We start from the raw sequence: 24,012 nt of genomic DNA, 5'->3' as shown, positions 1-24,012 counted from the left end.
ATGCGCGCCCTGGCGGGCGCGCTCGCTTTCGCCGCCGCGCTCCCCGCCCACGCAGACACAATCGCCTCCCGCGCGCCCGAGACGGTGGCCGTAACCCTCTATCGCGACGGCGACGGACCGTTCCAGGCGCTGAACGCCTGGCAGCGCGCCCAGGCCGCCGAGAAGGGCCTGATCCTGGTCACCGAGACGCGCACGGTCGACCTGCCCGCCGGCCGTCATACGATCCGCTTCGACGGCGTGGCCGAGGGCCTGATCCCGCAGAGCGCGGCGGTCGAGGGCTTGCCTGGCAGGGCGGTCGAGCGCAACTACGACTACGCCCTGCTCAGCCCCGGAACCCTGGTCGAACGGTCGCTGGGCCAGCCAATCCAGGTGGTCCGCACCAACCGCAAGACCGGCCGCCAACGGACGGTCGACGCTATGCTGCTGCAGGGCCCCAACGGCCTGCTGGTCCAGACAGCCGATGGCGTCGAGGCCCTGGGCTGCTCCGGCGGGCCCGAGCGCCTGGTGCTGTCGTCCGTACCAGAGGGCCTAACCGACAAGCCCAGCCTGTCGACCATCGTCGACGTCCCCGCGCCCGCCCGCGTGAAGCTGACGCTGTCATACCTGGCACTGGGCGTGAACTGGCAGGCCGACTATGTCGCGCGCATCCATCCGGACGGCAAGCGGTTGGACCTGACCGGCTGGCTGACCCTGGTCAACAGCGGTGGCAGCCAGTTCGCCGACGCCAGAACGCAGGCCGTGGCCGGACGGCTCTCACGGCAATATGCGCGCGTCGACAAGGGCCAGCCTCTGCGGATCAACCGCACCTGCTGGCCGATGGACACCACGCATCTGATCGAAAGTGACTCGGACATCCAGGTCCAGGCTCGCGCGGCCTTCGGACCGCCACCGTTGCCCATTCCGCCGGTGATCTCCGCGGCTCCGCCGGTCCCCACCAACGCCGTCGCCCGAGCCAAGCTGGCCGAGCAATCGAACCTGGGCGACTACAAGCTCTACACCCTGCCCGCGCCGGTGACCCTGAACCCGCGCCAGACCAAGCAGGTGGCCTTTCTCGACCAGAAGGACGTCGCCTTCCAGCGGCTCTATGTCGTGACGATCAATCCGTGGGACAGCGGTCGCGAGGACGAGGGCTTCCGCGCGCCGGCCGTGACCCTGCGCCTGGACAACACGGTGCGAAACGGCCTGGGCAAACCCCTGCCCTCCGGCGCGCTCTCGGCCATGGAGACGATCGATGGCCGGCCGACCTTCGCCGGCGAACAGGCCGTGCGCGATGTCGCTGTCGGCGAGCCGCTGGATCTGGTCATCGGCCAGGCCGTCGACATCCTGGCCCGCCCGCGCCTGGTCGCCGAACAGAAACTGAAGAAGAGTCGCGTACGCCGGACCTACGAGGTCGATCTCTCGAACGCCAAGACCATCCCGGTGACCGTCGAGGTGCGGCAGAATCCGAACCTGACCAGCTTCAGGGTCGTCGCCGAACCGCACAAGCACGACATCCGCCAGGGCATGGTCGCCTGGCGCGTGACGCTCGCCCCCAACCAGTCCCGCGGCTTCCGCTACGCGATCGAGTACGACGGCTAAAGCGGCATCCAGCGGCGTTTGCGGCTGTAGCCGAGGTAGCCGACATTGGCCCCCAGGCGCAGGCCGACCCCGGCGCGGATCGGGGCCAGGGTGATGTCGTCAGCCTTCTGGTAGTTCACGCCCAGACCGCCGATGAGATAGGCGCTGCCCTCCACACCCGGGAAGCGGCGGTAGATGGCGTCGGGGTACTGCAGATTATAGCAAAGGGTGAAGACGCGGCTGGCGTTGCCGCCCCAGTCCCAACCGATCGACGGACCCTGCCAGAAGGTCTCCAGGGTCGGACGGCCCTTCATGTAGAGCAGGCCGCGACCATAGCGCAGACCGGCCACGAAGGCGCCCGAACCTTCCTCGCCGGCGATATAGGCGGTGGGCTGACCCTTGTCCTTGAAGATCTTCTCGATCGCCGCGCCGGCGCTCTCGGCCGTCACGCCCAGGAAATCGGACGTCGCCCGGATCATCTCGTCGGCCGAATAGGTCTGGGCCCGGCCGGTATCGTAGGCCGGCGTATTGCCGTTCGACGCCGGGGCCGGAGACGGCGGCGGAGAGGCGTAGGCGTCCCGAGCGACGGGCGGCGACGGCGACGCGTATGGGTCGCTCGGAGCGGGGCTGGCCGGACCGATCGGCTGCGGCGGCGGCAATTGTTCGCTGTAGCGGCTCTGGCGGGCCAGGGCCTCGGTCGCCACGGTGCTCAGACCGACGGCGGCGCCCGAGAGGATCAGCTTGCGACGGTCCATGTCAGGCCCTCCGGATCAGTTTCATTGCAACACTGTTGCAAGCCATTGAGACCGGTTTGCGGCTCCAAACTTAACGACCGGTTAAGCATGGCCGACCCGTCGCCGCGGACGGGACGTGTTCAGCCCTCGCGAAGCGGGCCAAATGTGCTATGCGCACGGCCATGACTTCGACGCCTCTCGACAAGATCCGCAACTTTTCGATCGTTGCCCATATCGACCATGGGAAGAGCACGCTCTCCGACCGCCTGATCCAGGAGACCGGCGGCCTGACCGCGCGCGAGATGAGCGCCCAGGTTCTCGACAACATGGACATCGAGAAGGAGCGCGGCATCACCATCAAGGCGCAGACCGTGCGCCTGAAGTACAAGGCCGACGACGGCGAGGACTACATCCTCAACCTGATGGACACCCCCGGCCACGTCGACTTCGCCTACGAGGTCAGCCGCAGCCTGGCCGCCTGCGAAGGCTCGATCCTGGTCGTCGACGCCTCGCAAGGCGTGGAAGCCCAGACCCTGGCCAATGTCTATTCGGCCATCGACAACAACCACGAGATCGTCCCGGTCCTCAACAAGATCGACCTGCCCGCCGCCGAGCCCGAGCGCGTGCGCGCCCAGATCGAGGACCTGATCGGCCTGGACGCCAGCGACGCCGTACTGGCCAGCGCCAAGTCGGGCCTGGGCATCCACGACGTGCTGGAAGCCATCGTCAAGCGCCTGCCGCCCCCCAAGGGCGACCGCGACGCGCCGCTGAAGGCCCTGCTGGTCGACGCCTGGTACGACGCCTATCTGGGCGTGGTCGTGCTGGTGCGAATCTTCGACGGCACGCTGAAGGCCGGCCAGCAGGTCCGCATGATGCAGACCGGCGCCACCCACCGCATCGACAAGGTCGGGGTGTTCACGCCCAAGGCCACCGACGTCGCCGAGCTGGGCCCGGGCGAGGTCGGCTTCTTCACCGCCTCGATCAAGGAAGTGGCCGACGCCGCCGTCGGCGACACCATCACGGACGAAAAGAAGCAGACCGCCCAGGCCCTGCCGGGCTTCAAGGAAGTCCAGCCGGTCGTGTTCTGCGGCCTCTTCCCCGTCGACGCCGCCGACTTCGAGGACCTGCGCGCCGCCGTCGGCAAGCTGCGCCTCAACGATGGCAGCTTCACCTACGAGATGGAATCCAGCGCCGCCCTGGGCTTCGGCTTCCGCTGCGGCTTCCTGGGCCTGCTGCACCTGGAGATCATCCAGGAGCGCCTGTCTCGCGAGTTCGACCTCGACCTGATCGCGACGGCCCCGTCGGTCGTCTACAAGATCCACATGCGCGACGGCACGGAGAAGGAACTCCACAACCCCGCCGACCTGCCCGACGTGATGCAGATCGAGAGCATCAGCGAGCCCTGGATCAAGGCCACCATCTTCACCCCCGACGAATATCTCGGCGGCGTGATCAAGCTGTGCCAGGACCGTCGCGGCATGCAGCGCGAGCTCAGCTATGTCGGCAACCGCGCCATGGTCGTCTACGACCTGCCGCTGAACGAGGTGGTGTTCGACTTCTACGACCGCCTGAAGTCGATCTCGAAGGGCTATGCCAGCTTCGACTACCAGGTCGAGGACTACCGGGTCGGCGACCTGGTGAAGATGTCGATCCTGGTCAACGCCGAGCCGGTCGACGCCCTCTCCATGCTGGTCCACCGCGACCGCGCCGAGAGCCGCGGCCGCGGCATGTGCGAGAAGATGAAGGAGCTCATCCCGCAGCACATGTTCGTCATCCCGATCCAGGCGGCCATCGGCGGCCGGATCATCGCCCGCGAAACCGTCCGCGCCCTGCGCAAGGACGTGACCGCCAAGTGCTACGGCGGCGACGCCTCGCGCAAGCGCAAGCTGCTGGACAAGCAGAAGGCCGGCAAGAAGCGCATGCGCCAGTTCGGCAAGGTCGAAATCCCGCAGGAAGCCTTCATCGCCGCGCTGAAGATGGACGAGGATTGATCGAGCCGACGCCGACCGATCTGAGCTTGAACGCCCTCGCCAGCGAAAGCCGGCGGGGGTGTTTTCTGTGGACCCCGGCTGCGGCGGCGGAGATAGAGTCTAAGCCGCCAACTTTGCGGCGGCGGCGTCGATGGTGAAGTGCCCCACGCGCCGCGCCAACTCGTGCGCCTCGTCGGCCAGAGACCGGCTGGCGGCGGTGGATTCCTCGACCATGGCGGCGTTCTGCTGCGTAACCTGATCCATCTGATTGACCGCGACAGCGACCTCGCCCAGTCCCTGCGACTGCTCCTGGGCTGCAGCGGCGATCTGCTCCATGACCTGGGCCGACTGCCTGACGCCGCCGACGATCCGCTCCAGCGCCTCGCCCGTCTGGCTGACGAGCAAAACGCCGCTCTCCACATGGTCCGAACTGGCCAGTATCAGGCTTTTGATCTCCTTGGCGGCTTCCGCCGAGCGCTGGGCGAGGGCGCGAACCTCTTGAGCGACCACGGCGAAGCCTCGACCTGCGTCGCCGGCCCGGGCGGCCTCGACCCCGGCGTTGAGCGCCAGGAGGTTCGTCTGGAACGCGATCTCGTCGATGACGCTGAGAATCTGTTCGATCTCGCGAGAAGACTTTTCGATGGCGCTCATGGCGACTATCGCCTTGCCGACAATGGCGCCGCCGCGCTCGGCGTCGTCGCGCGCGGTCTGGACCTGAGTCTGAGCCGAGGCGGCGCCGTCGGCCGAGCGGCGGACCGTCGCCAGCAGTTCTTCGAGCGCGGCGGCGGTCTGCTCTATGCTTGCGGCCTGGCGTTCGGTGCGCTGGGCCAACTGATCGGCGGCCTTGCTGATCTCGGACGAGCCACTGAGGATGCTGCTCGCGCCGCCGTTGATCGCCGCCATCGCGATGTTGAGATGCTGGATGGCCGCGTTGAAGTCTTCCTTCAGCTTGGCGGCGGTAGCGGGAAATCCGGTCTGGATCTTATAGGTGAGATCGCCGGCCGCCAGACGATCCAACGCCACCCCCAAATGTTCCACCACGATCGCCTGTTCACGGGCGTGGGCGGCGCGCTCGGCGTCATGGACCGCACGGTCGCGTTCGGCCGCCTGTCGCTGATCCTCCGCCTCTTGCTCCACCTTCAGCTTGTCGATCGCCGATTGCTTGAAAGCCAGAACAGCGTCGGCCATCTGCCCGATCTCATCGCCTCGTCCCACGGCGGGCACTTCGACGGTGTTGTCGCCGGCCGCCAGACTGCGCATCGTGCGGGTCATGTCGCGGACTGGATTGGCGATCGCCCGGGTGAGAATCCAGCCCATGGCGCAGGCGAGACCGATCGTCAGCAGGCCAACGATGACCAGGCCAATTTCAGCCCAGTAATAGAGCGCCGACAACGAGGCCTCACGCTGGCTCCGCGCGGACGCGGACGCCGCGGCGATCTCCTTGACAACCTTGCGGGTGGCGGTGAGGCGCCCCGCGGTCAGCAGCGATGCGCGGGCCGCTTCCAGCTTGGCGGGATCGCCACCCTTGGCGATCTGGAGATCAGTCTCCTTCGAGAAGGTTTGAACGGCGGCGTCGAAGCGCGTCAAACGGTCCTTGTCGCCGTCGTCGGTCGCCTCAGCGACCAGGACCTTGAGCGCCGCCGCATAGTCGGCCTTGAAACCGTTGTAGCGCTTGAGGAACGACGGATCGTTGGTCGCCAGATAGCCACGCACCGCGTTCTGCTGCTCGACCAAGGCGTCGGTGGCCTTGGCCATGAGGCTTTCGCGCGTCAGGTCGCGGCGATCCTCGGCCGCCCTGGCCTTGATGGTTTGCTCGCCGGCTAGGACCAGAACGCAGACCAGGGCCACCAGAGTCACCAGCACGGCGAAGGCCGCCACGAGCTTGTGGGCGATCTTTAGGGAGCCAAACATGTCGAACCTCGCTGATTGCGGGCCAAGATGCTCACGCGTGATCTTAACGGAGACTTTGGCTTGGGCCTTCCGCGTCAGTTAGTCGCGTTTTCAGGAGGGTCTGCATTCCGGCCTAACCCCACATGGTCAGTCCTGGCGCATAGCAGCGCTCGCCAGTTGCGCCTTACATATCGCGCGAAGCTGCTCCGCACGGTCTGAGCCGCCGCGCCCTGTCCGACTGGCCGCGTCGGCTTCGGAGTCTGGAAGCCCTCACCCGAACGGCGGCTTCATCCTGTAGAACCGCGCCTCGCCCAGCAGGCCGTAGACGCGGCGGATGCGGAAGGCTTCGGGGCGGGCCTCGGCGAGGTCGAACTCGGCCTGGCTGAGGCCGAAGGGAGAGACCTCGCCCGAAAGGGTGGTCTTGACCACGATCAGGCGCGGGGTCTCGTCCAGGCCAAAACCGATCACGTCGCAGCCGTCCGGATCGCCGTCGCGAGACGGACGGATCTTCGCCGCCAGGTCGGGTCGACCGCGATCGGACAGGCGGCGGGCCTCGAAGGCGATGATGCTGGAGACGCCCAGCCCCTTCAGAAAACGATCGTCGGCCTCGCGCCCGCCCATGTCGAAGCGCTGGATCACCCGGATCAGGCGCTCGTCCATCGGCATCGGCCGGGGCGGCGCGGCCTCGATCAGCGGCACGGCCGGCGGGGCGGTGAACAGCGAGGCGGGGCGAACGGCGGCGCTGAGCAGGGCCGGCTTGGCGGCCAGCTGCTCCTCGACCGCTTCCAGCAGCGCGGCGTCGTACGACCAGCGCGGCGGCTGGTCGCGCAGGATCGGCAGGCCGATCAGCGACAGCACCGCCGAGATCTCGCCCTGCTTCCAGGTGATCGGCATGTCGGACTTGCCTGTGACGAAGCGGACGGCGCGATCGTGAGCGCCGCGATCGACGGGCTTGCCGGCGAGCGTCTTCTCCAGCTGGGCGACATAGTCGCCCACCACCACGGCGAGGTCAGCCCCCGTCCACTCGCGCCCCGATTCCCCCGTCATCGGACGATGATGCGTCACGACGGAGTGTTTCGCCACAAGCTAGGGTAAACTTGGCTGTTTCATCGCGCCCGCCACGGCCATGGGCGCGTCCTGCACGGGCATCTGGTCGGCCTGCAGCTTGGCGGCCTCCATGGCGCGGCGCACGGTGGTCACCGGCGCGTCGGCGTCGACCTTGAAGGTCAGCACGGCGGTATGGGCCGGGTTCTCGCCGAGATTGGCGAAACCGCCGGTCCGCTCGGCATTGAAGGTCACGCCATAGGTGCGGTTGGCCAGCACCCGGCACAATAGGACGAAGGTCTTCTGATCGCCCAGCAACCGGGGCGTCTTCACGCAGTCCATCGGCTCCGCGCCCGGCGCGGGGGCATAGTTCCAGACGCTCGGCGACATCTGCTGGTCGAAGGCGGCCTTGAGGATCAGCACGCCCGGCGGCACGGTCTGGTCCTGGGCCGGATAGGTCGAGACCAGGTTCGGCGGCAGGGTCGGCGGCAGGATCAGGACGGGCGAGACGGTGTTGGGGGCTTCCGGAGCCGGCTTCGTCTGGGCGTGCGCGCCCGCGGCGGCCAACATGGCGAAAGCGATCAGGACGGGAACCGAACGGCGGCGCGACATCTTTCCAAAGTGACCCTCAAGCGCGGCCTTCTCAAGGCGCCTTCACAGGCCTACATCGCCTTCATGACCGACAAAACCGAAGTCCCCGCCGACGAGACGCCGATGCAGCGCGCCCTGCGCCTGAAGAAGGCCGCCCAGGGCAAGCACGGCCACGGGGCCAAGGCCTCGACCGGCAAGGTTGAGCGCGCCAGCGCCGCGGCCCCGACCGGCAAGTCGAAGCCCTGGATGACCCGGTGACGATCCCCAAGGTCCTCGGGCGCGCCTCGTCCATCAACGTCCGTAAGGTCCTCTGGACCCTGGACGAACTGGGCCTGGCCTATGAGCGCGAGGACTGGGGCCAGGGCTTCGCGCCCACCAGCGACCCGAAGTTCGTCGCGCTGAACCCCAACGCCCTGGTGCCGGTGCTGATCGATGAGCATGGCCCGGTCTGGGAAAGCAACGCTATCTGCCGCTACGTGGCGGCCGACACGCCGCTGTTCCCGGCCGACCGCCGCCAACGCGCGCTGGTCGACCAGTGGATGGACTGGCAGTGCACCGAGCTGAACACCGCCTGGCGCTACGCTTTCGCCGGCCTGGTCCGCAAGACGCCCGGCTTCGACGATCCCAAGCAGATCGCGACCAGCGTCGCGGCGTGGAACACGGCCATGGGCCTGCTCAGCGCGCGGCTGGTAGACACCGGGGCGTATGTCGCTGGCGACACCTTCACGCTCGCGGATATCGTGCTGGGCCTGTCGGTGCATCGCTGGCTGTTCAGTCCGATCGAGCGCGAGGACTGGCCCACGCTTACCGCCTATTACGAGCGGCTGAGCCATAGGCCGGCGTTTCGGACGTGGGCTGATCCGCGGGTTCCGTGATCGGCTCGGAGCCTTCCTGTGGCAGGCTGGAGATCGGCACGCCGGGCAATAGCGGCTCGCCCGTCCACTCCCAGTGCCAGGGCTCGTAGGCGTAGTTGACGAAGCCGAACCGCGGCGCGTTCACGACCATCCAGCGATAGACCGACGAGCGGGCCATGACGAGCCGGTTTGCGTCTGCGGAGCTGTCGGGCCTCGAGCCCGGCACGGCGTCGATGACCACGTCCATGGCCAGGCCCGTGCGGTGGGCGGAGCAGATGGTGCGCCTCAAGCCCTGGCAGTTCTTGTCTCGCGCGCACCGCTGGGCGTCGGCGTCCGGGGCCCGGAAGCCCGAGAAGATCGTCAGCGACTCCGGCCTCGGCAAGGCCCCCGCCGCCCGCGCCTCGGCGACCATCTTTCGATAGGCCTCCAGCGCGCCCGGCCGCAGGCGGATGGCCTTGCCGCCATAGCTCTCCTTGGGGCCGGCCAGAGCGAGGCTGGCCTCGGGCGGCGCGCCGGGGCACATGCCCTCGCGGTTCACGCGCACGAACGGTCGCGCCAGGTGCCAGCGCACCAGCATGGTCCCGAACACCGCCGGGTCGACGACACCCGTACCCCGCAGGCCATGCGCGCCCTGCCAACGCGCCAGGGCCGAGGCGAAACCGTTCGAGCCCGGGCCGCAGGTCGTGCCGATCTCGGCGGCGATGCGCGGGGCGTAGATCTCCCAGCCGGTCTCGGGCTTGCCGAACGGGCTCCAGGCCAGGCTCGACAGCGAGGCGGCGTTGGCGGCGGCGGCGCCCTCGGGAGCGTCACGCCCGTCGCAGGTCTCCGGCGCGCCCGCCAGCGGCGGGGGCGTCGGCGGCGGGTCGATCGAGGTGAAATGCTGTTCCGCCGGCGTCGCGTAGGCGGGCTCATCGCGCGGTTGGACGCCCGGGGGCGAGGCTGCACCGTTGGGCCACGTCACCCACAGCCAGAACCCGCCGCTCGCCAGCAGCAGAAGGCCAAGGCCCCAAAGCCATCGTCGCAGAACCCTCAAGTCATTCCCCGCATCCGGCCTCGCGATCCCACGGAACTTCGCCATGGCTCAAGTCTTGAGACGAGGCAGTCGTTCCGTCTTGGAGTCCTTATGACCGTCCTGGTTTCCCGCTTCGCACTGATCGCCGTGCTGGCCCTGTCGGCCTGCGATGACAAGCCACCGGCCAAGCCCACGCCGGCCAAGACGGTCCAGAAGTCCGCGCCCGCCCAGCCTCCTGTCGTCGCCGCGCCGGCGGCCGTCGCGGCCAGCTCGCCCCTGGCCCAGACGATCAACGCCGCCGCGTTCGATCCCGCCGCGACCGATCCCGAGGCGCACCGCAATCTGCTGGTCCGCGTCCAGACCCTGCTGGACCGCGCCCACTTCTCGCCAGGCGTCATCGACGGTCGCGACGGTACGAACCTGACCCTGGCGATCAAGGCCTTCCAGGCCTCGCGCGGCCAGACGGCCGACGGCCAGATCACGCAACAACTGATCGACACCCTGACCGCCGGAGACGGCGGGCCGGTGCTGGTCGACTACACGATCACCGCCCAGGACGAGGCCGGCCCGTTCTCGCCGCCGATCCCCAAGGACGACTACGAGGCGATGGCCAAGCTGCCGGCCCTGAACTACCAGACCCCGCTTGAGATGCTGGCCGAGCGCTTCCACATGGACGAGGCGCTGCTGCAGGCGCTGAATCCCGGCGTCGATTTCGGCGCGGCGGGAACGACGATCGTGGTGACGGCGGCCGGCGCGGACACCTTGGATCGCAAGGTCGACCGTATCGAGATCGACAAGGCTATCGGCCAGGTCCGCGCCTTCGACAAGGACAACACCCTGCTCGCGGTCTATCCCGCCACCGTCGGCAGCACCGAGCGCCCCGCCCCGTCCGGCGAATGGGCCGTGCGCACCCTGGCCCCGAATCCGACCTATACCTACGACCCGTCGCGCCTGACCTTCGGCAAGCCCAAGGGCAAGCTGACCATCAAGGCCGGACCGAACAATCCGGTGGGCTCGACCTGGATCGACCTGACCAAGGACACCTACGGCATCCACGGCACGCCCGATCCCAAGCTGGTCAACAAGCGCGCCTCGCACGGCTGCGTGCGCCTGACCAACTGGGACGCGGCCGAACTCGGCTCGGCCGTGAACAAGGGCGCCAAGGTGGTGTTCATGGGCGCGGAGGCGCGGGCGAAATAGCCCTTCCACACGCACCAAAATTGTCATCCCGGAAAGCCTGCAAGGCTTGTCCGGGACCCGGGGGGTGCGTGAGCGTCGTGCCGGCCGCCCCTGGTTCCCGGACAGCCTCTACGAAGCTTCCGGGATGACAAGGGTTTGCATCACTTTGGCTTGCGGAACTTCAGGATGAACTGATCCGTCTTTCCCCGAATGCCCGGGTCGAAGACGCTCGCCGTATGCGGATCCGCCGCGCTCGCCAACAGCGGGCTCTCGGCCTCCAGCTTGAACCCGGCGGCCTCGACCTCGCTCTTCACCTGGGCGATGTCGATGCGGTGCAGGGCGTCCGGCGCGGTCGTCGCGCCGGGCAGAGCCGCATGATCGATGACCAGGAAGACGCCGCCCGGCTTCAGCGACTTGAAGATCTCGGCATTGGCCTTGGCGGCCGTGTCGACCGGAAACGGCTTCACGTGCTGATCGTGATAGTTCTGGACGGTGATCACCACATCGGCGCCGTCCGGCAGGTCCAGCGCGGTCATCGGTCCGTTCAGCGGCTTGACGTTGGCGAGAGCGGCCGCGACCGTCTTCTGGTCCTCGCCGTACTGGGCCTTGAACTTGATGAACTCGGCCGGCTGGTAGGCATAGACCACGCCCTTGGGACCGACGGCGGCCGACAGGATGCGGGTGAAATAGCCGCCGCCCATGATGTAGTCGATGACCGTGTCGCCCGGCTTGACCTCGGCCAGGGCCAGAATCTCGCCGGGGTGGCGGGCGGCGTCGCGGGCCGTGTCGGCGGCCGGACGCGTCGGATCGGCCAGGGCCTTCTCGATATTGGCGGGGACCTGGGCGAACGCGCCGCCGCTGGCGCCGAACGCCCCGATCGCCAGAACGCCGGCGAGTACCGAAACCAAGTGTTTGCGGGCCATGAGCGCGCCTCCCTTTTCGCTGCGTCGAACCTAGCAGCCAAGCTGGGGATGGCGAACGACGTTCTCGCGACATTTCAGCCAGCTTTCGTCGAAAGCGGCCCTAGGCACGACCAAGCAGGCCCGACATGATCGGCAATAAACAAGGTGGCTTCATAAGCCAGATGGGGAGGCTCGGATGAAGTGGATCCTGCGCGGGATTGGCGCCTTGCTGGCGCTCGTGGCGCTGGCGGCGGCGACATTGATCGTCATCGACCAGGCCAGCCTGCCCAAGGCCCCTTCTCGCCAAGCCTTGCTGGACAAGGCCAAGGCCTACGACGTCCGCATCCGCCGCGACGAGTGGGGCGTGCCGCACGTCCTGGGCAAGTCCGACGCCGACGCCGCCTTCGGTCTCGGCTACGCCCAGAGCGAGGACGACTTCGCCACCCTGCAGGACGTGGTGCTGGCCACGCGCGGCGTGCTGGCCCGCGACAAGGGAAAGGCCGCCGCGCCGACCGACTACGTCACCGCCCTGCTCGACGTCTGGCCGACGACCAACGCCCACTATGCCGAACTGCCCGCCGACCTTCGCAAGATCCTGGAGGCCTATGCCGACGGGGTCAGCGTCTACGCCGCCAAGCATCCCGAAAAGGTCAAGGCGGGCCTGCTGCCTCTGACCGGCCACGACATCGAGGCGGGCTTCGTCTTCAAGCAGCCGTTCTTCTACGGGCTGGACGGGGAGCTGAAGCGCCTCACGACACCGCACGCCCCGCCGCCGCCGGCCAAGGGCTCGAACGGTCTGGCGACCGCGCCGTCCCGCAACGCCGACGGCGCCACGCGGCTGCTCGTCAATTCGCACCAGCCCTATACCGGCCCGGTCGCCTGGTACGAGGCCGTGGTCGAGAGCGGCGAAGGCTGGCACGTGGCCGGCGGTTTCTTCCCCGGCTCGCCGTTCATGCTGCACGGCCACAATGCCGATCTCGGCTGGGCCAATACGGTGTCCAAGCCCGACCTCGTGGACGTCTACCGCCTGACCCTCAATCCGGCCAACAAGAACCAGTACCGCCTCGACGGCCAGTGGAAGGACTTCGACAAGCGCTACGTCACCCTGCGCGTGAAGCTCCTGGGCCCCATCGTGCTGCCGGTGAGGAAGGCGGTGCTGCGCTCGGTCCACGGACCGGTGCTAGAGACCGATCACGGCGTCTTCGCCATCCGCTATGCCGGCATGGGCGAGTGGCGCCAGCCGTTGCAGTACTGGCGGCTGAACAGGGCCAAGACGATGGTGGAATGGCGCGCGGCCATCGCCACCCACGCCATCCCCAGCCTGAATTACGTCTATGCCGACAGGGCCGGGAACATCGGCTTCGTCCACAACGGCCAGTATCCGAACCGCGCGGTAGACGCCGACTGGAAAGGGATCCTGCCCGGCGACCGCTCCGACCTGATCTGGCAGGGTTACCGCCCGCCTGAGCAGACGCCGCAGCTGTGGAATCCGAAGTCGGGCCTGGTGTTCAACTCCAACAACAGCCCGTTCCAGGCCAGCGAGGCGGCCGACAATCTCAAGCCCGAGGCCTTTCCCGCCTCGATGGGCCTGCAGACCAACATGACCAATCGCGCCTGGCGGGCGCTGGAAACCTTCGGGATCGACCACGCGATCACCGACACGAGCTTCCGCGCCCACAAGTTCGACGTGGCGTTCAGCGACCGCTCGTCGGTGATGGAGATGGTCCGCGAGGTCACCGCGATCGACCCCAAGGGCGACGCCGATCTCGCCAAGGCGCAGGAAATCCTGCGCGCGTGGGACAAGAAGGCCGACATCCACGATCGCGGCGCGGCCCTGGCGGCGCTGATGACCCAGCCGATCCTGTTCGCCCGCTCGAACGACGATCCGGCGCCGACGCCGCTGGCCAGCCTCCAGGCGGCGATCAAGACGCTGAAGGCCCACTTTGGTCGCCTGGATCCCGAGTGGGGCGAGGTCAATCGCATCCGGCGCGGAACGGTGAACCTGCCGATCGACGGCGCCGCGGACACCTATCGCTCGGTCTGGGGCAAGCCGGAGATGGACGGCACGACCACCGCCGATGGCGGCGACACCTTCATCATGTTCGTCACCTGGGACAAGGCCGGGGCGCTGCGCTCGGAGAGCATCCACCAGTTCGGCTCGGCCACCCTGGACGCCAACTCGCCCCACTATGCCGACCAGACACCGCTGTTCGTGGCCATGAAGACCAAGCCGGTCTGGTTCACCGAGCAGCAGCTGAAAGGACACGTCAAGGTCGACTACCGCCCGGGCGAGCGTTAACTCTCAGAGCTAGACCGTTCAGGCGCCGTTCAGTTGGGGGACGGTTAGCTGGGCTTCACATGACGAAGCCTTCTTTGGTGGGGAAACAGAGACATGCGCAAGACCCTTGGCCTGATGGCCCTTTCCGTTGTCGCGTTCGCGGGCGCGGCCTCGGCCCAGGCGCCGAACTGGAACGGCCGCTATGACGATCCGCCGCGCGGCTCCTACACGCAGTCCTGCCGCGAGATCACGGCCTTCAACGGCCAGGTCTGGGCGCGTTGCCAAAGCAGCCGCGGCGGCTGGGAGTGGAGCAGCGCGCGCGCGCGCGACTGCGGCGGCCAGGGTCTGGAGAACCGCGACGGGCGTCTGCAGTGCGCCGGATTCAATGGTCCTGGCCAAGGCGGCGGCTGGGGCGGCAACAACGGCGGCGGCTGGAACAATGGCGGCGGCGGTCGTCCCCGAGACGGGGTCGTGCTGTTTGAGGATCCCAACTACCAGGGCCGCGCCTTCGAGGTGAACGGCGACATGCCCGACCTCGGCGCCGTGAAGTTCAACGACAGGGCCTCGTCGATCCAGATCGGCCGCGCCAGCGGTCGCTGGGAGATCTGCGAGCACGCCAACTACCAAGGCCGCTGCAGCCGTCTGGACGCCGACCAGGCCATCCTGCCCCGGGAATGGAACGACGCGATCAGTTCGATCCGTCGCGTCCGCTAGGAGATCGCCATCATGCGCAACATCGCCTTCCTGATCGCTTGCGGGGCCATGGCCCTGGTCGCCACCGGCGCCGTCGCCCAGGACCGTTACCAAGACCGCTACGATCGCTATGATCGCTATGATCGCTATGATCGTCGTGACGACAGACGTGATGACCGTCGCGACGATCGGCGTGATGACCGGCGGGGCGACCGTTGGGGTCCCGGCGGCCAGGTCGTGCTGTTCGAGCACGACGGCTTCCGCGGCGAGGCCCGCCCCCTGCGCGGTGACACGCCCGACCTGTCGCGCCTGGGCTTCAACGACCGCGTCTCGTCCATGCGCATCTCGCGCGGGACTTGGGAGTTCTGCGAGCACGCCTACTACCAGGGCAAGTGCTGGCGCTACGACTACGACATGGCCAGCCTGCCCAAGAAACAGAACGATCGCTACAGCTCGGTCCGCCGGGTGCGCTGATCCTTAAGCCGCGCCGGGCTCTTGAAGCTCGACGCGGCCCACGGTTAAGGTCCGCCGCCTTCCAAGCTGGAGCTCTGATCTATGCGTAAGTTCGTCGTTCTCGCCGCCGCCGCGGCCGCCCTGCTGGTTTCGGCCTGCAACACCATCGAAGGCGCCGGCCGCGACGTCTCGTCGGCCGGCAAGGCTGTCGCCGGCGCCGCCCGCGACGCCAAGCACTGATCCTAGGCGTCTTCCTCGCGCGAGGTCTCCGCGCCGATCGCTCGCTTTTCATGTGGAGCGACGGCGGCGTCCGATGCGTGACGGACGGCGTGTTCGGCCTTGGAGGCGCCGGCGCCCTTGCGCGGCGGCGTCTCCTGACCGGCTTCGGGTTTGGTAGGGCGGTCTGGCGTCATGGCGCGTCTCGGCTGCAATTCAGACGACCAACGCGGGCTCTCCACAACTGTTCCAGAGACCTTGGACCAAGGCCGAAGGTCCCGGGACGCGGCTTTTGAAATAACCAGCGTAGAACAGGATCTGCGCCCGCGCCGTCCAGATATCGTTTGCACCGTTTGATCGAAGCCGATTTCGCGGCGCATCCCGCTCCAATGACCGCAAAAATATACAAGATCTCACGACAAGCTTGGGCATAACGTCGCCGTGCGACGGCTGGTCGCCCTTTTCCCGCCGGATCCGAAAGCGCATATGGGTGGCATGTCAGAGCTTCAGTCCTCCGCATCGCCCCTGCTCGTCGGCCTTACGCGCGGCGTGCGACATCGCTGCCCCAACTGCGGCGAGGGCCGTCTGTATCGCGCCTACCTGAAGGTCGAGCCGGTGTGCGAGGCCTGCGGCCACGAACTGGGCAGCTACCCGGCCGATGACGGCCCGGCCTATTTCACGATCCTGCTGGTCGGCCACCTGGTCGTGGCCCCATTGCTGTTCTTCCCGGTGATCTGGGAGGGTCCGCCGCTGATCGTCGCGCCCATCTGCCTGACGACGCTGGCCGCCCTGACCCTGTTGCTGCTGCCGCGCGTCAAGGGCGCGGTGATCGGGGCGCTGTGGGCCATCCGCCTGCGCAAGGCCGAAGACACCCCCGCCTAGGCGGAACCAAACGGCGCGGAACCGACAAGCGCCGCCGCGTATTCCGAATGCAAGACCCTAGCGTCGCCGTGGTGGCGGACGCGGGCTTCTAGGACTTTCGGACCATGCTCGGCACGATCCTCATCATCATCCTGATCCTGGCCCTGATCGGCGCGCTGCCGACCTGGGGGCACAGTCGTTCGTGGGGCTACTTCCCCTCAGGCGGCCTGGGCCTGATCCTCATCATTCTGATCATCCTGGTTCTGCTCGGCCGCATCTAGCGCCTCTTCCGGAGAGCCGGATCATCCAATGCGATGAGCCGGTGGTTGCTCCGGAACGCGGTTCGCCTAAGCTCCCCTCCCAAACGGGAGGGGAGTTCACATGACGGCGAGCGCCGACGCGGCATCCGGAGCGCGACTGTCGCCCGTGGCCCGCGCCAAGGCCATCCTGGGCGGCTCCGCCGGCAATCTGGTCGAATGGTACGACTGGTTCGCCTACGCCGCCTTCACCCTGTATTTCGCGCCCGCCTTCTTTCCTAAGGGCGACCAGACCGTGCAGCTGCTGCAGGCGGCGGCGGTCTTCTTCCTGGGTTTCGTGGCCCGTCCTGTCGGCGCCTGGCTGATGGGGATGTACGCCGACCACGCTGGCCGCCGCGCCGCCCTGTCGGCGTCTGTGGCCCTGATGTGCGGCGGGGCGCTGATCATCGCCGTGACCCCCGGCTTCAACGCCATCGGCCTGTGGGCCCCGGCCATACTCCTGTTCGCACGCGTGCTGCAGGGCCTGTCGGTGGGCGGCGAGTACGGGGCCAGCGCCACCTATATGAGCGAGATGGCCGGCAAGAACCGCCGCGGCTTCTGGTCCAGCTTCCACTACGTGACCCTGATCGCCGGCCAGTTGATCGCGCTGGGCGTGCTGATCGTCCTGCAGCGAACCCTCGGCGAGGCCGAACTGAAGGCCTGGGGCTGGCGCATCCCCTTCATCATTGGCGCGATCCTGGCCGTGGTGGTGTTCTGGATCCGTCGAGGCCTGGAGGAGAGCATCGCCTTCAAGCGCTCCGCGCAGCGCGAGAGCCTTTCGCGCGGCCAGGTGGCCAGCGCCGCCGTCTTCCTGGCGCTGACGGTGATCGCCGGCGTCTTGGGCGTCACGACTGGCCCGCTGGCCAAGCCCGGCCAGTATCTGGGCGCGTTGTTCCTGCTGGCGTTCTTCGTGTCGCTGATCGTGCCGCTGGTCCGCCGCCATCCGCGCGAGAGCCTGCTGATCATGGGCCTGACAGCCGGCGGCTCGCTGACCTTCTATGTCTACACGACCTATATGCAGAAGTTCCTGGTCAACACGGCCGGCTTCAGCAAGGGCCAGGCGTCAGAGATCAGCGCGCTCAGCATGATCGGCTTCATGCTGGCCCAGCCCCTGGCCGGCTGGCTGTCGGACCGGTTGGGGCGCAAGCCGATGCTGATCCTCGCCTTCGGCGGCGGCGCCCTGACCATCTGGCCGATCATGACCGGCATCAGCCACGCGACCTCGGTGTCGAGCGCCCTGGCGCTGATCCTGGCCGGCATGGCCTTCCAGTCCTGCTACACCTCGATCAGCGCCGTGGTGAAGGCCGAGATGTTCCCGGCCGAGATCCGCGCCCTGGGCGTAGCCTTGCCCTACGCCCTGGCCAATGTCCTGTTCGGGGGCACGGCCGAGATGGTCGCACTGGCCTTCAAGCACGAAGAGATGGAGAGCGCCTTCTATCTCTATGTCGCGGCGGTGATGACGGTCGGCCTCGTCTGCTCGGTCCTCCTGAAGGACACGATGCGCAATAGTCTGATCCACGAGGATTGATCGGCGTTTTCCGACTCTCCGCGCCCAGTTAGGTTGGCGTCATGCCGCTGCTCGACATCATCGTCCTGACCGTATTCGCCGCGTGCTGGCTGCTGTACGAGCCGCTGCTCAAGCGGCTGGGCGAAGGCGGCGGCGTGCTCAATACCGACATGACCGTCATCCGCCGCCGCTGGATGCAGGAGATGGCGGTGCGCGAGGTCGCCCTGCTGGACGGGCAACTGTTGGGCCACGCGATCAATTCGGCCAGCTTCTTCGCCTCGTCGAACCTGATCCTGATCGCCGCCGCGGCCGGGGTGCTGTTCGGCGGCGACAGCGCCTGGAAAAGCGTGGAGGGCCTCGCCGTGCTGGCCAAGACCTCGCCGATGATGTTTCAAATCAAGCTGGGCTTGGTGCTGGTGGCCCTCGCGCGCGGGCTGCTCGACTTCATCTGGTCGATCCGCCAGATGAACTACTGCCTGGCCGCGATCGGCGCCGCGCCGATGTGGGCCCCGCCCGCCGTGCTGGCCGAATACGCCGAGGCCGCCGGCGGCATCCTCAACCCGGCCCTGTCGGCCTTCAACGCCGGTGTTCGCGCCTACTACTTCGCCCTGGCGGCGGCCGTGTGGCTGTTGGGGCCCGCGCCCTTCATGGTCGCCACCGCCGGAGCGATGAGCCTGCTGCTCTGGCGCCAACGCCGCAGCCGCGCCTCGATGGCCGTACGCAAGGTTCGCCAGATCCTGGAGCGCCAGCCCGTCGTCCACGGCCCTCATCTGGCCCCTCCGGACCGCGCGCCGCCGGAAGATCGCATCTAGAAGCTTGGCCGGAGGAACATCCGGTTCGCCACGGCGTTCCTATCGCGCCCCCTGAGACCGAGAGCCCTCTCGGACGCAATAAGCCCCGCCGGTGACTAGGTCTCCGGCGGGGCTAATGGGAAGTCTTGTGGGTAGACCCCTATTACATACCTTAACCGGCCGCGCTTCGCAACCGGCGTGATACGAGAATCCGACATTTCGTCGTGATTTCGGGTTGCAACTTCCGCTATTGCAGAGCTTCCCTCAGATTCCCGCGGCACGGCTCAAATATCGGAGGCAAAGCCCGCCCCCAACCCCAAGGCGCCCGGCGATCTTCAATTTACAGAGTTCTCCAAAGCGGGATTGCGCACCCCAAGTCTAGCCCGAAATTGAACCTCAAAACACTACCACTCCAAGCGCACTTCATCCTTGGATCAGAACTACATTTCGAAAACGCCCGATTACGTTCAAATTGACCTAAGGATTTGGCGATCACTCTCCGGAGGCGAAGCGGTCTTTGGACGGAAAGCCGGCGACACCCGCGCCAGCTATCGTCAAAAGTGTTCGACCTAGATCCCCAGCGCCGTCCAGATCGGCAGGGTCTTTTCACCCCACGCCTCCGCCTGGGATGTCAGCTCCGTCAGGTTGTCGTCCCCCTGCAGGGTCGCGCCGTCCTTGATGATGTTCTGGTTCTGGCCCTTGAGCACCGACCAGGCGAAGCCGGCCCAATCCGCCGCCGTCTTGCCGCCATTCTGCTTGCCGAGCCAGAAGAGCTGGCTGAAGCGCTGCGCCTGAACACCGCCGCCCGTGACGGGCGAAGCGAAGTAGACGATGTCGCCCACCGACAACGAGCGACGCGCTATGGCCTTGTTGAACGCCAAGCAGCGAGCCTTGGCCTTGCTGTAGTCCTGGGCCGGCGCGGCGGGCTGCACGACCCCCAAGCCGAACAGGATGTTCAAGGCCGAGCTCAGTTGGGAGAACGGGACACCCTTGCTGGCGAGGTGTGTCTCCAGCTCCAGGACCGTATGCGGCTTGTGGTCCAGCAACAGCTCATAGATCGGCTGGTAGATATTATCGAGCAATCCCGCTTCACCCAGGACGCCGCGCACCTTCGTGGGCAGATCGGCCTTGCCGACAGTCAGAACGACACGCTCCTCGCGCAACGCCGCTATCTGCTCGTGACCGACCAGCGCGCGCACCCCGCGGATCCAATAGTCGCGGCGGAACTGCTGGTTCACGCAGTAGTCGCGCACCGTTTCTCGCAGCGAGATATCCGGGACGCCGCGCATGAACTCCGTCTGCGCGGGGGTCATGTTCAGTTCGTAGAGATTGTCCAGCGTGTGGGCGGAGCTGGCGAAACCGACCTTGGCCTCGCTGAGCCAGTTCTCGATATCGGCGAAGTACATCGGGTTCCAGTCCCGGTTCATGTACTCGTGCGCCAGATACTTCCTGTCCTGCCCCTTGATCTGCTTCAGCCGCTCGACAGCGCCGGGATTGGCCTTGGCATAGCCCGGCTCCAGCGCCAGGAACTGGTCGATGAAGCCGAGAGCCGCGTCGGTCTGGGCGATGATCCCTTGCCCGGGCGAGCCCATCACATCGGCATGGCGCTTCATCAGGTGGCGCAGCGGCGCGGAGGCAGACCAGCCCGGAAGCGTGTTGTACGAGATGTACAGAACCCCGCCTGGGCGCAGCTTGCGACGGATGAAATCGACCAGCACGCCGCGATTGCTGTCCGAGATCCAGGTCCAGATGCCGTGAAGGCCGATGAAGTCGAAATCCGGGAGGTCCTGGCGACCGCAGAACTCGGAAAAGGCCTCGTCGTAGAGCTTGGCCTCGGCGCCCGAGAGACGGACCATTTCCGACGCGAAGGCGGCCTGGGACGGATTGAAGTCCGTGCCATACCAGTTGACGCCCGGCTGGGCGGCCGCGTGGATCGACACCGAAAGTCCCTGGCCGAAACCCAGCTCGCAGGCGTTTTCGATCCTCGGCGCGTGGCGACCGATCATCAACAGCGGAAGACGGCAACGCAGCGGATTCAACTCGCCGTAATAGCCGAAGGTGTAGTTAACGTCCGTGACGTAGCCGGCATTCCACTCAGTCGACACAAGTTCCCCGCGCTGCTGCTGGATGGTTTGATGAGATGCTTTTGACGCCCTGGCCGCTCGGCGCAGCCTTTCCCGTAGGTCCCGAACGCGACTACTCGTTATAGGTTCACTTCCACGCCGAACGTTGCAACACCCTTGTCGATGAAATCCAGTCTTCTTTCCCTCTGGCGACGCCTACCGGCGCCCGTGCGTCGTGCGGCGCACCTGACGGCCGGAGCGCCACGGGGACTGTATCTGTCGGCGAGCAAAGCCTTCGACGAGGCCGCCGAGGCCTGGGCGGAACGCCGCGCGCAAACCCGCGCGCGACGACGAGCCCGACGGCGGAACCTGCCCGCGACCCTGCCGGTGACCATCGTGGGCTTCCACGGCGCGGTGCATGGTCTGGGAGAAGGCGCCCGGATGCTGGCGCGCGGCTTCGCCGATGCGGGCATGCCGGTCCGCGTCGTCGATCTGTCGGCCGAAGTCGGCTTCCCGATCGATCTTCCCGCCATGTTCCCCGCGCCGACGGCCGAGGAGCGCGGCGTGGTGATCTCGCACATCAACCCGCCGGAACTGCTGCGCTGGACCCGTGACACCGGCGGCCGCCCGCTCGAGGGGCGTCGCCACATCGGCTACTGGGCCTGGGAGTTGGAAGATGTTCCAACCGATTGGGCGCCGGCCTTCGATCTGGTCGACGAGGTCTGGACGCCCTCGATCTTCGCCGCTGACGCCATCCGCAAGATCGCCCCCGCCCGGGTAAAGGTCTCGCCGGCTCCCTACCCGCTCTACCTGAACCCGCGCCCGACGCCGGACCGCGAGCGCTTCGCCCTACCGGACGACAGGGTCGTGGTGCTGATGGCCTTCGACCTGCGCTCAACGGCCCAGCGCAAGAACCCCTATGCCGCGTTGCGAGCGTTCCAGAAAGCGAGAACCGAAAAGTCCCTGCTCGTCTGCAAGGTCGTCGGCGCGGACCTCTATCCAGAGACCTTCCAGGCGCTACGGGACGAGGTCGCCGCCGATCCGGCGATCCGGCTGATGACCGAGAACCTGTCGGCGGAGGACATGGCGCGCCTGACCGCCAGCAGCGACATCGTTCTGTCGCTGCATCGGTCGGAGGGTTACGGTCTGCTGCTGGCCGAGGCCATCTGGCTGGGCAAGCCGACCCTGGCCACTGGCTGGTCGTCGAACGTCGAGTTCATGGACCCCGCGTCGAGCCAGTTGGTCGACTACACCCTGATCGCGGTCGAAGGCGATGGCGCGATCTATCGCGCCGGGCGCTGGGCGGACGCGGATGTCGAGGACGCCGCCGCCAAGCTGGCGCGCATGATCAAGGACGGCGCTTGGCGCGCCGAACTCGCGGCGGCCACGGTCCGCAATCCTCACGTCTCGTTCGATCGCGACGCGTGGCTGGCGATGACGCGCCGGCTGCTGCCGCTGACCTAGCTTTTCGGCGCGGTCTTGACCGGCGCTTCGTCGCTGAGCGCGGGCAGGTCGTTGATCGACTGCGGCGGCTCCACCTTGTCGGCGGACACGGGGGCGGCGGGCAGATCCGACGATGGCGGCCGGATCGGCGTGGTGTCCCCGGCCTGCGGCTTCTTCGGCTCCATCGGCAGGGCGATGTGATCCAGGGTCTGGACGATCAGATCCGTCGGCAACATGCCCTTGTAGCGGACCTTCTTGAAGTGCCGCTCGGGATCGTAGGACTGGACGCCCGGCGCCAGGTTGCCGACCTCCAGCGTCCCCACCTGGGCCAGGAGTTGCACGCGGCCGACATATTCGTTGGCCCGGCCCCGAACGAAGCTGATCTGGGCGTTCTGCAGTTCGGCCTGGGCGTTCAGCACCTCGATGGTGCTGCGCAGGGCGAACCGCTCTTCTTCACGCACGCCGTAGAAGGCGATCGTATCGGCCTTCATTTCCGCTTCCAGAGAGACCAGCGACTTGCGGGCGGCGACCAGGTTGTCCCAATACTGCGAGACGCTGAACACCGTGTTGCGGCGCGCGTCGTCGATCAGCAGCTTGTCGCGGTTGTTCTCCTCGATCGACTGACGGACCGAGGAATTCAGTTGGCCGCTCGAAAACAGCGGCTGGGTCAGGGTGATCGACGCATTGACCGAGTTGGAACGGTTCGAGTCTTTTGCGCTGTAGGGCAGGTAAGGCGCGTTGCGATAGTCAGCGCGCGCCGAGACAGAGAACAGGCGCTGGGCTCGCGCCTCGGCCACGCCCAGACGGGAGGCCTTCTCGGTGAAGAGCGCCGCGTTCAGCGTCGGATTGGCTTCCTCGGCCTGGTTGAAGGCCTCTTCCAAGGTGGCGGGCAGACCGTCGATATCCGGCTCGGGCTCGAGATCGGCGGGCAGATGACCAACCAGAGATGCATAGGAGGCGACGCTGACGTTCAGCTGCGCCTGGGCGTTGGCCAACTGCGTGCTGGCGGACGCCAGACGAGCCTTGGCCTGCTGAACATCCGTGAGGGTGACTTGGCGAACGCCATATTTGTCCTCGGTGTCCTGCAGTTGCTTGCGCAGGAAAGCCTCGCCGCCTTGGCTGATCCGCAACACCTCGCGATCCCGGCGAACCGACACGTAGGCGTTGGTCACCCGGATCAGGAGATCCATCTCGATGCGCCGGAGATTCTCACGGGACGCTCTTATCTGGGCCTCGACCCCGGCAAGACGCGCGGCGTAACGGCCGTTCGTGTAGAGCGCCTGGCTAACCGACAATTCGTTCGACTGGCTGATCGCCTCCTCGGATGTCCTTCTGTAGGAGGGGAAGGTGGTGGTCGTTTGCGGCCCCCGGGCGTAGGCATAGCCTTCCGAAACCGAAGCACTGGCCTGCAGGCCGTAGGCCGCCCGCGCCTGGGTGTAGTTCTCGTCCAGGGCGCGCATGGCGGCGCGCTGGGCCTGGATGTTCGGATTGCTCTGGTAGGCGGCGGTGATCGCGTCTGCCAGGGTCTCGGCGTGAGCGAGTTCGGCGCGACCGCTCACAGCCATGGCGATTGCCAGGGCGATGAAGGACGAACGAACGGACAGAACTTTCGACAGCACTCGCGTTTCCTAGACTTGGGTCAAACTCGCCGTAACCCGGCCTTCAACCCAAAATTTGT

Annotated in this window: 23 protein-coding genes; 14 read left to right on the top strand and 9 right to left on the bottom strand. The window is 67.0% G+C overall.

Going from position 1 to position 24,012, the window contains the following annotated elements; genetic code table 11:
* Complete coding sequence (locus tag EIK80_RS06895) at positions 1-1,578, top strand: DUF4139 domain-containing protein (RefSeq protein ID WP_125156636.1); 1,578 nt, start codon at positions 1-3, stop codon at positions 1,576-1,578.
* Here EIK80_RS06895 and EIK80_RS06890 read toward each other — a convergent pair.
* Complete coding sequence (locus EIK80_RS06890) at positions 1,575-2,312, bottom strand: DUF1134 domain-containing protein (protein ID WP_125156230.1); 738 nt, start codon at positions 2,310-2,312, stop codon at positions 1,575-1,577. The two genes, EIK80_RS06895 and EIK80_RS06890, sit on opposite strands and share 4 nt — an antisense overlap.
* 161 nt (positions 2,313-2,473) lie before the next feature.
* Here EIK80_RS06890 and lepA point away from each other — a divergent pair, with 161 nt between their 5' ends.
* Positions 2,474-4,282 (top strand): translation elongation factor 4, encoded by a 1,809-nt coding sequence (lepA, locus tag EIK80_RS06885; protein ID WP_125156229.1) that lies wholly within the window; start codon positions 2,474-2,476, stop codon positions 4,280-4,282.
* Positions 4,283-4,381: 99 nt separating this feature from the next.
* On the opposite strand, the gene EIK80_RS06880 is transcribed toward lepA, so the two are convergent.
* From EIK80_RS06880 to EIK80_RS06870, 3 genes are all read right to left on the bottom strand, one after another.
* A complete protein-coding gene (locus EIK80_RS06880) occupies positions 4,382-6,172 on the bottom strand; it encodes a methyl-accepting chemotaxis protein (protein WP_125156228.1) in 1,791 nt (596 codons plus the stop codon).
* Positions 6,173-6,421: 249 nt separating this feature from the next.
* Positions 6,422-7,198: a DUF3883 domain-containing protein gene (locus EIK80_RS06875; protein ID WP_125156635.1), complete on the bottom strand. Its 777-nt coding sequence runs from the start codon at positions 7,196-7,198 to the stop codon at positions 6,422-6,424.
* A 39-nt stretch (positions 7,199-7,237) separates the two neighbouring features.
* Positions 7,238-7,807, bottom strand: a complete 570-nt coding sequence (locus EIK80_RS06870; RefSeq protein WP_125156227.1) for a hypothetical protein — start codon at positions 7,805-7,807, stop codon at positions 7,238-7,240.
* 63 nt (positions 7,808-7,870) lie between these two features.
* Between EIK80_RS06870 and EIK80_RS06865 the strand changes: the two genes are divergently transcribed.
* Positions 7,871-8,044, top strand: a complete 174-nt coding sequence (locus EIK80_RS06865; RefSeq protein WP_125156634.1) for a hypothetical protein — start codon at positions 7,871-7,873, stop codon at positions 8,042-8,044.
* Positions 8,041-8,661 carry a glutathione S-transferase family protein gene (locus EIK80_RS06860; protein WP_125156226.1) on the top strand — a complete coding sequence of 207 codons (621 nt, stop codon included), beginning with the start codon at positions 8,041-8,043 and terminating at the stop codon, positions 8,659-8,661. Before EIK80_RS06865 ends, EIK80_RS06860 begins: the two co-directional genes overlap by 4 nt.
* On the opposite strand, the gene EIK80_RS26955 is transcribed toward EIK80_RS06860, so the two are convergent.
* Positions 8,591-9,673, bottom strand: a complete 1,083-nt coding sequence (locus EIK80_RS26955) for a D-alanyl-D-alanine carboxypeptidase family protein (protein WP_125156225.1) — start codon at positions 9,671-9,673, stop codon at positions 8,591-8,593. The genes EIK80_RS06860 and EIK80_RS26955 overlap by 71 nt on opposite strands.
* Before the next feature lie 90 nt (positions 9,674-9,763).
* Between EIK80_RS26955 and EIK80_RS06850 the strand changes: the two genes are divergently transcribed.
* Positions 9,764-10,852 carry a L,D-transpeptidase gene (locus tag EIK80_RS06850; RefSeq protein ID WP_125156224.1) on the top strand — a complete coding sequence of 363 codons (1,089 nt, stop codon included), beginning with the start codon at positions 9,764-9,766 and terminating at the stop codon, positions 10,850-10,852.
* A gap of 140 nt (positions 10,853-10,992) precedes the next feature.
* Here the strand turns inward: EIK80_RS06850 and EIK80_RS06845 are convergent, their stop codons facing one another.
* The gene (locus EIK80_RS06845) at positions 10,993-11,754 is read right to left on the bottom strand and encodes a class I SAM-dependent methyltransferase (RefSeq protein WP_125156223.1); all 762 of its coding nucleotides are present in this window, start codon (positions 11,752-11,754) and stop codon (positions 10,993-10,995) included.
* 175 nt (positions 11,755-11,929) lie between these two features.
* Here EIK80_RS06845 and EIK80_RS06840 point away from each other — a divergent pair, with 175 nt between their 5' ends.
* The 4 genes from EIK80_RS06840 (at position 11,930) to EIK80_RS06825 (ending at position 15,397) form a co-directional block, all read left to right on the top strand.
* Complete coding sequence (locus EIK80_RS06840; RefSeq protein WP_125156222.1) at positions 11,930-14,032, top strand: acylase; 2,103 nt, start codon at positions 11,930-11,932, stop codon at positions 14,030-14,032.
* Between the two features lie 93 nt (positions 14,033-14,125).
* Positions 14,126-14,725: a beta/gamma crystallin family protein gene (locus tag EIK80_RS06835; RefSeq protein WP_125156221.1), complete on the top strand. Its 600-nt coding sequence runs from the start codon at positions 14,126-14,128 to the stop codon at positions 14,723-14,725.
* Positions 14,726-14,737: 12 nt separating this feature from the next.
* Entirely contained in the window at positions 14,738-15,178 is a 441-nt protein-coding gene (locus tag EIK80_RS06830; protein ID WP_125156220.1) for a beta/gamma crystallin-related protein, read from the top strand.
* A gap of 81 nt (positions 15,179-15,259) precedes the next feature.
* Positions 15,260-15,397, top strand: coding sequence for an entericidin A/B family lipoprotein (locus EIK80_RS06825; RefSeq protein ID WP_099580356.1), 138 nt, complete (start codon positions 15,260-15,262; stop codon positions 15,395-15,397).
* A gap of 2 nt (positions 15,398-15,399) precedes the next feature.
* Here the strand turns inward: EIK80_RS06825 and EIK80_RS26065 are convergent, their stop codons facing one another.
* Positions 15,400-15,570, bottom strand: a complete 171-nt coding sequence (locus tag EIK80_RS26065) for a hypothetical protein (RefSeq protein WP_158624645.1) — start codon at positions 15,568-15,570, stop codon at positions 15,400-15,402.
* Positions 15,571-15,859: 289 nt separating this feature from the next.
* Here EIK80_RS26065 and EIK80_RS06820 point away from each other — a divergent pair, with 289 nt between their 5' ends.
* From EIK80_RS06820 to EIK80_RS06805, 4 genes are all read left to right on the top strand, one after another.
* Positions 15,860-16,255 (top strand): DUF983 domain-containing protein, encoded by a 396-nt coding sequence (locus EIK80_RS06820; protein WP_125156219.1) that lies wholly within the window; start codon positions 15,860-15,862, stop codon positions 16,253-16,255.
* Between the two features lie 104 nt (positions 16,256-16,359).
* A complete protein-coding gene (locus tag EIK80_RS06815; protein WP_099580360.1) occupies positions 16,360-16,515 on the top strand; it encodes a DUF3309 family protein in 156 nt (51 codons plus the stop codon).
* A 100-nt stretch (positions 16,516-16,615) separates the two neighbouring features.
* Positions 16,616-18,058, top strand: a complete 1,443-nt coding sequence (locus tag EIK80_RS06810; RefSeq protein ID WP_125156218.1) for an MFS transporter — start codon at positions 16,616-16,618, stop codon at positions 18,056-18,058.
* A gap of 41 nt (positions 18,059-18,099) precedes the next feature.
* Complete coding sequence (locus tag EIK80_RS06805) at positions 18,100-18,849, top strand: DUF599 domain-containing protein (RefSeq protein WP_125156217.1); 750 nt, start codon at positions 18,100-18,102, stop codon at positions 18,847-18,849.
* Between the two features lie 548 nt (positions 18,850-19,397).
* Here the strand turns inward: EIK80_RS06805 and EIK80_RS06800 are convergent.
* A complete protein-coding gene (locus EIK80_RS06800; protein WP_125156216.1) occupies positions 19,398-20,933 on the bottom strand; it encodes a class I SAM-dependent methyltransferase in 1,536 nt (511 codons plus the stop codon).
* Positions 20,934-21,119: 186 nt separating this feature from the next.
* Between EIK80_RS06800 and EIK80_RS06795 the strand changes: the two genes are divergently transcribed.
* Positions 21,120-22,355, top strand: a complete 1,236-nt coding sequence (locus EIK80_RS06795; protein ID WP_233586464.1) for a glycosyltransferase — start codon at positions 21,120-21,122, stop codon at positions 22,353-22,355.
* Here EIK80_RS06795 and EIK80_RS06790 read toward each other — a convergent pair.
* Positions 22,352-23,899, bottom strand: a complete 1,548-nt coding sequence (locus EIK80_RS06790; protein ID WP_125156633.1) for a TolC family protein — start codon at positions 23,897-23,899, stop codon at positions 22,352-22,354. The two genes, EIK80_RS06795 and EIK80_RS06790, sit on opposite strands and share 4 nt — an antisense overlap.
* Positions 23,900-24,012: the final 113 nt, after the last annotated feature.

This window comes from Caulobacter sp. 602-1 (assembly GCF_003931565.1).
Lineage (GTDB): Bacteria > Pseudomonadota > Alphaproteobacteria > Caulobacterales > Caulobacteraceae > Caulobacter.
The sequence above is the reverse complement of the archived record's forward strand: the minus strand, read 5'-3'. Positions and strand labels throughout refer to the sequence as shown.

Coding starts and splice junctions, on each gene's coding strand:
- EIK80_RS06825 (WP_099580356.1), top strand. CDS start 15,260: ATGCGTAAGTTCGTCGTTCTCGCCGCCGCCGCGGCCGCCCTGCTGGTT.
- EIK80_RS06865 (WP_125156634.1), top strand. CDS start 7,871: ATGACCGACAAAACCGAAGTCCCCGCCGACGAGACGCCGATGCAGCGC.
- EIK80_RS06790 (WP_125156633.1), bottom strand. CDS start 23,899: ATGGCTGTGAGCGGTCGCGCCGAACTCGCTCACGCCGAGACCCTGGCA.
- EIK80_RS06810 (WP_125156218.1), top strand. CDS start 16,616: ATGACGGCGAGCGCCGACGCGGCATCCGGAGCGCGACTGTCGCCCGTG.
- EIK80_RS06890 (WP_125156230.1), bottom strand. CDS start 2,312: ATGGACCGTCGCAAGCTGATCCTCTCGGGCGCCGCCGTCGGTCTGAGC.
- EIK80_RS06820 (WP_125156219.1), top strand. CDS start 15,860: ATGGGTGGCATGTCAGAGCTTCAGTCCTCCGCATCGCCCCTGCTCGTC.
- EIK80_RS26065 (WP_158624645.1), bottom strand. CDS start 15,570: ATGACGCCAGACCGCCCTACCAAACCCGAAGCCGGTCAGGAGACGCCG.
- EIK80_RS06840 (WP_125156222.1), top strand. CDS start 11,930: ATGAAGTGGATCCTGCGCGGGATTGGCGCCTTGCTGGCGCTCGTGGCG.
- EIK80_RS06880 (WP_125156228.1), bottom strand. CDS start 6,172: ATGTTTGGCTCCCTAAAGATCGCCCACAAGCTCGTGGCGGCCTTCGCC.
- lepA (WP_125156229.1), top strand. CDS start 2,474: ATGACTTCGACGCCTCTCGACAAGATCCGCAACTTTTCGATCGTTGCC.
- EIK80_RS06850 (WP_125156224.1), top strand. CDS start 9,764: ATGACCGTCCTGGTTTCCCGCTTCGCACTGATCGCCGTGCTGGCCCTG.
- EIK80_RS06830 (WP_125156220.1), top strand. CDS start 14,738: ATGCGCAACATCGCCTTCCTGATCGCTTGCGGGGCCATGGCCCTGGTC.
- EIK80_RS06870 (WP_125156227.1), bottom strand. CDS start 7,807: ATGTCGCGCCGCCGTTCGGTTCCCGTCCTGATCGCTTTCGCCATGTTG.
- EIK80_RS06815 (WP_099580360.1), top strand. CDS start 16,360: ATGCTCGGCACGATCCTCATCATCATCCTGATCCTGGCCCTGATCGGC.
- EIK80_RS06805 (WP_125156217.1), top strand. CDS start 18,100: ATGCCGCTGCTCGACATCATCGTCCTGACCGTATTCGCCGCGTGCTGG.
- EIK80_RS06835 (WP_125156221.1), top strand. CDS start 14,126: ATGCGCAAGACCCTTGGCCTGATGGCCCTTTCCGTTGTCGCGTTCGCG.
- EIK80_RS06845 (WP_125156223.1), bottom strand. CDS start 11,754: ATGGCCCGCAAACACTTGGTTTCGGTACTCGCCGGCGTTCTGGCGATC.
- EIK80_RS06895 (WP_125156636.1), top strand. CDS start 1: ATGCGCGCCCTGGCGGGCGCGCTCGCTTTCGCCGCCGCGCTCCCCGCC.
- EIK80_RS06875 (WP_125156635.1), bottom strand. CDS start 7,198: ATGACGGGGGAATCGGGGCGCGAGTGGACGGGGGCTGACCTCGCCGTG.